Origin of the sequence: Serratia sp. T13T92, assembly GCF_047530105.1 — a bacterium.
Taxonomy (GTDB): domain Bacteria; phylum Pseudomonadota; class Gammaproteobacteria; order Enterobacterales; family Enterobacteriaceae; genus Chania; species Chania fonticola.
Map to the genome: position 1 here is coordinate 1 of NZ_JBLJAK010000082.1, position 8025 is coordinate 8025.

Annotated in this window: 7 protein-coding genes and 3 pseudogenes; 4 read left to right on the forward strand and 6 right to left on the reverse strand. The window is 48.6% G+C overall.

Annotated features, from left to right (window positions below; genetic code table 11):
- Positions 1 to 982: 982 nt before the first annotated feature.
- From ACMV5I_RS28750 to ACMV5I_RS28760, 3 genes are all read right to left on the reverse strand, one after another.
- Positions 983 to 2065 (reverse strand): Replication protein, encoded by a 1083-nt coding sequence (locus ACMV5I_RS28750; protein ID WP_414825893.1) that lies wholly within the window; start codon positions 2063 to 2065, stop codon positions 983 to 985.
- Between the two features lie 290 nt (positions 2066 to 2355).
- Complete coding sequence (repA, locus tag ACMV5I_RS28755; RefSeq protein WP_074032166.1) at positions 2356 to 2607, reverse strand: replication regulatory protein RepA; 252 nt, start codon at positions 2605 to 2607, stop codon at positions 2356 to 2358.
- A gap of 444 nt (positions 2608 to 3051) precedes the next feature.
- Positions 3052 to 3234, reverse strand: coding sequence for a ribbon-helix-helix domain-containing protein (locus tag ACMV5I_RS28760; RefSeq protein ID WP_074032165.1), 183 nt, complete (start codon positions 3232 to 3234; stop codon positions 3052 to 3054).
- Positions 3235 to 3771: 537 nt separating this feature from the next.
- Here ACMV5I_RS28760 and ACMV5I_RS28765 point away from each other — a divergent pair.
- Positions 3772 to 3936 carry a helix-turn-helix transcriptional regulator gene (locus tag ACMV5I_RS28765; protein ID WP_414825895.1) on the forward strand — a complete coding sequence of 55 codons (165 nt, stop codon included), beginning with the start codon at positions 3772 to 3774 and terminating at the stop codon, positions 3934 to 3936.
- 603 nt (positions 3937 to 4539) lie between these two features.
- Here ACMV5I_RS28765 and ACMV5I_RS28770 read toward each other — a convergent pair.
- Positions 4540 to 4917: a helix-turn-helix domain-containing protein gene (locus tag ACMV5I_RS28770; protein ID WP_059202111.1), complete on the reverse strand. Its 378-nt coding sequence runs from the start codon at positions 4915 to 4917 to the stop codon at positions 4540 to 4542.
- Positions 4918 to 5210: 293 nt separating this feature from the next.
- Here ACMV5I_RS28770 and ACMV5I_RS28775 point away from each other — a divergent pair.
- The 3 genes and pseudogenes from ACMV5I_RS28775 to ACMV5I_RS28785 form a co-directional block, all read left to right on the forward strand.
- Positions 5211 to 5480, forward strand: a pseudogene (locus tag ACMV5I_RS28775) (transcription termination/antitermination NusG family protein); the annotation flags it as partial.
- Positions 5481 to 5492: 12 nt separating this feature from the next.
- Positions 5493 to 6302, forward strand: a pseudogene (locus ACMV5I_RS28780) (IS3 family transposase); the annotation flags it as partial.
- A 61-nt stretch (positions 6303 to 6363) separates the two neighbouring features.
- Complete coding sequence (locus ACMV5I_RS28785; RefSeq protein WP_414825894.1) at positions 6364 to 6822, forward strand: hypothetical protein; 459 nt, start codon at positions 6364 to 6366, stop codon at positions 6820 to 6822.
- A 512-nt stretch (positions 6823 to 7334) separates the two neighbouring features.
- On the opposite strand, the gene ACMV5I_RS28790 is transcribed toward ACMV5I_RS28785, so the two are convergent.
- Positions 7335 to 7697 carry a hypothetical protein gene (locus ACMV5I_RS28790; protein WP_261459972.1) on the reverse strand — a complete coding sequence of 121 codons (363 nt, stop codon included), beginning with the start codon at positions 7695 to 7697 and terminating at the stop codon, positions 7335 to 7337.
- 51 nt (positions 7698 to 7748) lie between these two features.
- Positions 7749 to 8025, reverse strand: a pseudogene (locus ACMV5I_RS28795) (hypothetical protein); the annotation flags it as partial.

The following is an 8025-nucleotide window of genomic DNA, read 5'->3' on the forward strand; positions in this document are numbered from 1 at the left end:
CTTAAAAACACGGCAAAACTGGCATTTTCATACGTCATCTATCATTGACTCCCACCATCAGCGACTCTGCCACGCTACGATCTATGGTTAGGGATCTCAAAAATGGTCGATTCAATCTCCTAACCATTGAAGGCGCCAGCAGGTATTACCTATAACTCTGCTGATAATTGGCGCCGATAGCCCGGCGTAGCCGGTTCCGGTTTGATAGGTTTCACCTATCCTACCCCTCGCCCTGTAGAGCCAAATCCACTAATAGCTCCACTAAACTCTTTTTGCGCGGTCGGAGTGGGCACGGCAAGGCGTAGCCGCCGCCGGGGCGTATCTCCGCGTTAGCGGGCCTTTAGGGCCGCTTACGAGCGTGTAATCTAAAGCTCCCGCAACACTTCCTTCAGCCACTCGAATATTAGTTACAACACCCATTTTAAAGCCACTGTTGTTCCCGGCCTTTGGCCGGGGCGGCGGGGGCTTTGCAGTGGGTGGGGAGTTGTTTGTCGTTGAGGGTGACGCTGATGTTTTTTGGCCGCCATGATTTGTGTCATTGAGTAATTAGGTGCAGCGACATAGCCCGCTTTAGCGGGAGCTACTCTACCGGTATAGCCGGTGGGGTTGTTATTACAACAACTGAGTGTTTGCTCGATATTTGAGTTTCCCGGGGTGTTCTGCCTGAGCAAAGCGAAGGAGGTATCATCGAGCGCTCTTGAGCGCGATGACATCCCCTTTTTTAAAAGGCTTATTTTGTTATGGATTAACGTTCGAAAATAAGGATATCAGTACGTTATGGTTCGAAATTAACTGCCTTATTCGAAATTAACTGCTGTTGTTTACGCTCCCGGATATTTGGATCAGGAACAGGATGGCCAACCCGCCTCATTTTCACCATCGCCGGCGCGCGCATCGCTTGCAAAAATAGCAATTCCTGAACGCCAGGCAGCAAAAAGCCCGCGTCGGGATGGACACGGTTTTTTCAGTCTGGTTTTGGTGACTAGAGTATGCCGGCGCGTTCCAGCAGTCGTTGATAATAGGCTTCCGGATCGCTGTGAAGTAGCCCCGGATTATCGCGCTGTAGCGCCATTTCAAGCTGTACGACCTCGTGACGCATGGTTTTGTTTGACCAGGCGACATAGGCTTGATACATCAGGTTTTGGGCCTTTTTGTGGCCTTTGCCATCAGCTTTGATTTTGCTCTGTAGACCGTCCAGGAGCAGATCGAGACGATCACCTTGCTCAAGCGTATCGAGGGCGTTTTCGAGCTGGCCAACCACCTTCTCTTTCTCGCGGGCCAAGTCCGGGTTGACCACCCAGCGCTTGATCTGCTTAAGCCGGTTACGCAGGGAGTGACGATTCTTGATATCGATACCAATGTGCTCGATACGCAGTAAATGGCGCTCATATTTGGTGCGCAGCGTTTCGGTCAGGCCGTTCTTGATCGCCCAGGTACGGAATTGGCCGAGCCACTGGCGAATTTCATCGACAGCAATACCACGGCTAGTGAAGAATCGTTCACTGAGCCAGACGCGCAATGGTTTGTTCTGGCCGCTGTCAGTATCTTTGCCATGCAGGACGATCGCGTACTGCAGCTGCTCCATCACCGACAGTGCATTGAGCGCCACGTCATAGGCTTTGCGGCCACTGTCGTAGACATGCAATACCCCCATGTAATGCGCTAATTGCTCCATCGGGGCCATGATTTCGAAAGGATAGTCGCTGTCCGGGTTAAAGTCGCAGTTGGCCGCCATCACCTGTGACAAAGCCGTCAGCGCCTCACAGGCCTCGGAACGTGCGTGAACGCGCATCGGTTTGGGAATGTAATAGGGATCGTTACGTTTGGTATACGGAACATATCCATTTTGACGTAGCTCAACTAAGTCGGGATTGCGATGCCAGTTATGACTGCTGACACGTGCAACAACTTTCGACGCCATGCCACGCGGCACAGCACATCTCAGCCCTGGCTGATAGCGGCGATGGATTTTTGACGTCCCTTTGCGTAAGGCATTAGCCTCTCCACGACGGGTACGGTTGGGCTCGATTATCGGTGCATCAGACGCGTAATTCAGGCTAGTCAAATAGCCCTGCGCTTATGTTGCACGATAGGAGTTGAATTTTTTTTGGCACAATTCTATACTCCCTGCATAGAGCAACGCTTCTATACAGTTTTGAGTGAGCCCCGTTAATCTTATCCTCCGCCAAGATGAAAAAGATTATCGGGGTTTTTGCTTTTCAGGTGCTGGAGAATATGTTCTCAACAACGCCAGTCCTTGCCACATTACTGGCGCGGCCCACCAAAATATTCGTAAACGATCAGTAATCTAGCACTAGATCCTAAAACACTCAAGAAAGTTAACCCATAACGTTGTTATATCTGCGCTTTGCTCGCATTCTCAATCAGACGACTTATCATTTCTGCCTGCGAAAGCCCTTGTGCTTCACATAGATTCTGCAGCCTTGATTTTAAGTCACTATGAACGTAAACCTTTATTTCTTTGTGAGTTTCTTTCCTTCGGGCAACCAGTGCTTGCTGTCGTTCTGAGACAGATAACGGATTACCTTTCCGGTAAGTACGTTTCGTCTTCGTTGAGGAAGTAACTACATCTACTACCTGTGACATCTCCGCCTCCCCTATGGATCAAAAAAGGATCGATTAAGCAAAGATTACTACAGTTTCCAGCAGTTAGCAGTAAATAATCATGATCTGCTGTCCATATTGGCACATAATCAATGATGGTTAGTTGATCGGTCCGCTACACTGATAAAAACAGAGGAGATCTCAGACATCTGAAGAAAAATAGCTCTTTATTTATTTTTAATCAATCACTTATAGAATGATAAACCAAAGTAAAATCCCTCCAAATATCGCCCATTCTATCCGCTTGCAGCAAATGGATCCCTGTAGAACGATCACCATCACGCTAGAAATATGAAATACTCATATAAATCATCGTTCTTAACGAAGAGCTGAAGGATCGTGCATAAACGACTCCTCCAGATCCCTATCCCAGCACAAGTGAGTTTTTCGGCAACTCCGGCTCAACCTCCGTTCAGACAACCAAAATCAGCTCCTTTCGTCCACGGATGCAGTTACGCCGTGTTTCTTCAGCAGATCCTCGATTGCCTCATCAAGCAATCGGCTCTTCGGGATACGGGTGGTGCGCGATAATTCATCGAAAAGTGGAACGAGTTTGTTATCCAGTGAGGATGTAAACCTTTTTCGGTTTTTTAAAAATGGCTCTGCCATATGATACCTGCCCGTAAAAAAATGTACGGGTAGTGTAAGTAGTCATGCAATAGATTAAAGTGGTTGAAGATAGGCACTATATAGTGTCCAATAGTACCTAGGAATACCGCCTCACCAGGGAAACCGAGCCGCCGTTAAGAGCGGCTTTCTATTTTATAAAACCTATTGATTTATAATGATTAAATAGTGATCAGTGCATGGCTGATTTTCTGAATGCTACGCCCGGGAGCTGTCTTGATGAGTGGAACCATAGCCCTGAAAAGCAGGTTAAAATTTTGATCGGTTTTGCCGGTCTACCATTCTCAATGAGCCAACACCTGTATGTAGTGAACACGACTGAAGGTGTAAATAGCATAACCACCTCCAATACCCATATTAATAATGCGCCTTTAATGATTACCTCCAAAATCTCAAAGTCTTACCACTGAACAATTTTACAGATTCTTCATTCACATGAGAGCGTCACCCCAATACATTCTTTCATAAAATAAGGGGTATATCATGTTGAATTTAGACACATTTTGGAACCAGCGTCTCATGTTCCCAGAACTGACCGAATCTCAGTTCAAGGTCTTGATGTATTACGCTTTCGGTTCTAACAGTGAAGGCATAGCCGACATACTAAAATGCTCGCAAAACGCGGTTAAGCTATCCTTAAAAAGGATCAAAGAAAACATGAAGGTTGACAAACGGCGTTGTTGAATAAATAGATATTATGCTGCAGGCCTACAAAAATGGCGGTCTTCCCCAACGTAAAATCAGTAGGTTAAAGTCAGAATTGGGAGATGCTCGCAATAGTGACAAGCATCTTTGACCAAAACAGGTATGTAAAAACAGCATGATTCTCTATTATTCAACAAAGCCTTGACAAACTAGAAACTGTCAGAATTATCTATCACTCGCGAATTCATACTGCGATGATGGCACCCGATGATTTTCCTAAAAAATATTATGAGGCTATGAGTAATAGATAATAAATTAACCAGATGAAATAATCACCACACTCCTCATTATTTAATGCGGAGTGTTCACGGAAGTTTTACTTAAGTCAAATAATAAGAATATAAATCCATAGGATTATTTTTACATATTTAGTTACATGATGACCTAAATCATAGTTATCCAATAACTTCACTTAACTAAAATGTTAATTTTTACAAGCTAAATTTAACATATCGACCCCTGTAAGGGTCTGTATTTATTACATAATTCATGAGATCATTTTTTCCGTCACATTGACTCATATACCAAATTATCTCTTATACCCGCCAAGATAAGAGACCATTAATTTGGGATAAGTCATTTTTACTTTATCGATTTTTTAATATATGACGTAAGACGCTCTGCCATGCCCAGAGCCTCTTCTAGTGAAGCCTTGTATTTCTTGCTATCTCTGTTCATATATTCAGCAGAATGCGTAACTAACGGCGTAGTTCCTGCTGAATGATGATGCTGTAACAATAATTCAGCAACGTCATCGTCTACTACATAAAAATAGTACTCAGGGTAATCAAGAGCTTTAGCTACACGTACAATGAAGTCAAACGAGGGGGCAAATCTACCCACTTCATAGTTGGAGAGCCTCGACGTGAGGTTAACGCCTTCGATAGCAACTAGCTCAGCCAGTTGTTTCTGGGTAAGCCCAGCAGCTTCGCGGGCTTCCTTTAAGCGCTTGGGTACCATATAGATTCACCTTTAATGAGGGGGATCCATGATACTCAGTAGAAGGACCACTCATTGCTCACTTTACAAGATACTTGATATTATGGGTTGAAATGATAGTATGCGATGTGGGCGCGTCCTACCGCCAAGAGGATAAAGCACGTTTTTACACAAGAATGTACTGAGCGATGCCGCTGTCTGAATTACAGGGGGCTGAGTGAGACAGCCACTGTTTCAGCGTTATCGCCCAGTGTATTCGGCCCCTGCCGGATACAGAATGAACCCTTAGGGGGATCGGTTCGGGCGAGAGCATGATGGACATTGAAGAACTTAACGGACAATGCTGGTATCTTGCGCAATACATTACCGGAGGCAAAAATCGCGAAAGACTTTTCGACTGGCTCAGTGAGCAGCACATCACTCCCTGGACACCGCTGACCATTAAAACCATCCGCCGCACTGATAAAATCAATTGTTCGCGTAAACAAATCTCACCACTCTTTCCTGGATATTTTTTCCTTAAAGCCAACTTAGCCACACAGACCGCAGATACGATCCGCCGTCACTCAGCTTTCTGCAGTTTTGTTATGAATGGGTACTACCGGCACCGTGAATACCGCCAGCATCCGGAGAAACGTAGTCAGCGTGACCACCGTGACGACCAGTTGAAACCGGAAATACAACGAGTGTATGACGAAAACTACAGCGTCTATGGCATCCGTAAAGTCTGGAGGCAGTTGCAGCGTGAGGGCTTCAGCGTGGCCAGATGCACCATCGCGCGACTGATGAAGGCTATGGGTCTGGCCGGAGTTCTTCGGGGTAAAAAAGTGCGGACTACGGTCAGCCGGAAAGACGTTGCGGCAAGCGACAGGGTAAACCGCCAGTTCGTGGCAGAACGGCCCAATCAGCTTTGGGTGGCAGATTTTACGTACGTGAGCACCTGGCAGGGGTTCGCCTACGTGGCGTTCATCATCGACGTGTTCGCAGGTGTTATCGTGGGCTGGCGGGTGTCATCGTCGATGGAAACCACGTTCGTACTGGATGCGCTGGAGCAGGCTCTGTGGGCCCGGCGACCGTCCGGCACTATCCATCACTCGGATAAAGGCTCGCAGTACGTATCGCTGGCGTACACGCAGCGACTGCAGGAAGCGGCTCTTCTGGCTTCAACGGGCAGCACAGGTGACTCTTATGATAATGCCATGGCCGAAAGTATTAACGGGCAGTATAAAGCGGAGGTGATACACCGGCAGAGCTGGAAAAACCGACAGGAAGTGGAGCTGGCCACACTGGCATGGGTGGACTGGTACAACAATCGTCGGCTGCTTGAGCGGCTCGGCCATATCCCACCTGCTGAAGCAGAAAAAGCATATTACGCTTCCATCGGGAAAAAGGATCTGGCAGCCTGAGTTCCCGGACTTAACTCTCTCCCACAAAACCGGTACGGTTCATGGCGATAAAAAAACCCAGTTGCTGAACGTCGATCCCGAGGAGCATCGCAGCACCCAGTCACCGGACGAATTCGCCATCGAGCATAAGCTGGTTGTAAACAACCGGCTCCGCCGCGACCTGGCAGAGGCACTCTTTACCGCTCAACTAGGCACTCCCTTCGCTGATGCGGATAACGCCTTTGAGCAGTTTAATGACCATGAGCGCGCCATGTTCACCATCTTTGGCCTACAGCATTTCCTTGATAAACGGTCTGAGGCTGAGCAGTTGCTTGACGTGCTGAACCGTTCAAGTCAGACCGCAGGTATCGCAATAAAATTGGCTACCCCAACCTCTCTCTGGCAAATCCAGCTTTCCGGAAAGTCATCGCATCACCGGCCGCGCAGACCTGGATCAAACAGTATCGCTATGCCCGGACAGCCATTGCCGCGCTGCATGATAACGACCTTCATCTTCCCATCAGGCGCTACCGCTGGCTGAAAGGTCTGGACAGAACACTCTGGTATGCCTTGGCGTCAACCGGTCGCCCCTGGCCGTTCGTTGAGGGCGCCGCCGTGGTCAGTCATTCCCACTGGGAGAAGCTGGCTGCACGCTATCGGGTACGACTGAGTAAACCCATTTTGACGCTAGCCCTAGACGGGCTGGAACACGACCTGAGAAATATTGGCGCCGTCGTTGATGACACCCCGACGGCAGCTCGACCTTCTCTCGATGAACTAGAGGACGATGATGACGCTGAAGACAGTGGTGAGTCTTCACCACCGACCCCGGCAGTTGAACAACATGTCCACCGCCACGTAAATTCCTTACGCCCCAAAATGAGATAATCCCATGTCAGAACATAAAGCTTGCGACACCTCTATTGAAATTAACGGCCAACACCTGCAGGTGCGACTTAATGGTCAGCGTTATCTGGTTCCCTGAAAGTCGGCCAGTCTCTTTCGATGGCCATCGCGGCCAGCACCCTGATCCCCGTCATCGTATCTGCCATCTTATTCAGCTCCACGCCCGTTATTAAGCCCCGCGACCATCGCCCGTAAACAACCTTCCTGTCGGGTCGTGGTCATTTCGCCATTCATCAGTACCTGGGCAAACCAGGTATTCTCTTTTAGCAGCACATAGCTGTTAGCTTCCCCCTGAGCACGGATCCGGATCTCACTGCCGGGTTCCTGCCCATCATTGGGCAACGTGGCGGACATCAGTATCAGCGCGGCTTCCACGCAGGGCAGGATTTTTTCGGAATCCGTCCCGGTCTCCGGGTCATCAAAACAGATTTCTGATTCACAGTTGATATTGTCTTCAAGCCAGCGGGCCAGAATCGTCAGCCCTTCCATTACTGCTAATGAGTTGATCATGTTCTCGTTCTCCTTACTGGACCCGGGCACCCTGCCCGGGTCCAGGCTGTGTCAGTCAATGGCGCGGAAAATTTTGCTGCGTTCCGGATGCTCAATAATGCTCACGTAGTCTTTCAGGGCGTCCTGACGGTCAACCAGCCCCTGGCAGGTCTGCGCGTACTGCGGCCCCATCTCGGAAGTCTTCCAGCACAGCTGGTTAAGTGTAAGCGTCGTTAAATCCCCACAGTGTTCGGTCGTGGGGTTTAAGGTAGGGTGATTTTCCAGGGCAGCAGCGTGTCCCAGTCGATGGCGTCGTCCGGCGATTTCAGCGCCGTCAGCAACGCATGCA

What these genes read in the sequence shown, in the direction of transcription:
- ACMV5I_RS28765 (WP_414825895.1), top strand. Translation starts at nt 3,772, where the DNA reads ATGTTCCCAGAACTGACCGAATCTCAGTTCAAGGTCTTGATGTATTAC.
- repA (WP_074032166.1), bottom strand. Translation starts at nt 2,607, where the DNA reads ATGTCACAGGTAGTAGATGTAGTTACTTCCTCAACGAAGACGAAACGT.
- ACMV5I_RS28790 (WP_261459972.1), bottom strand. Translation starts at nt 7,697, where the DNA reads ATGATCAACTCATTAGCAGTAATGGAAGGGCTGACGATTCTGGCCCGC.
- ACMV5I_RS28770 (WP_059202111.1), bottom strand. Translation starts at nt 4,917, where the DNA reads ATGGTACCCAAGCGCTTAAAGGAAGCCCGCGAAGCTGCTGGGCTTACC.
- ACMV5I_RS28760 (WP_074032165.1), bottom strand. Translation starts at nt 3,234, where the DNA reads ATGGCAGAGCCATTTTTAAAAAACCGAAAAAGGTTTACATCCTCACTG.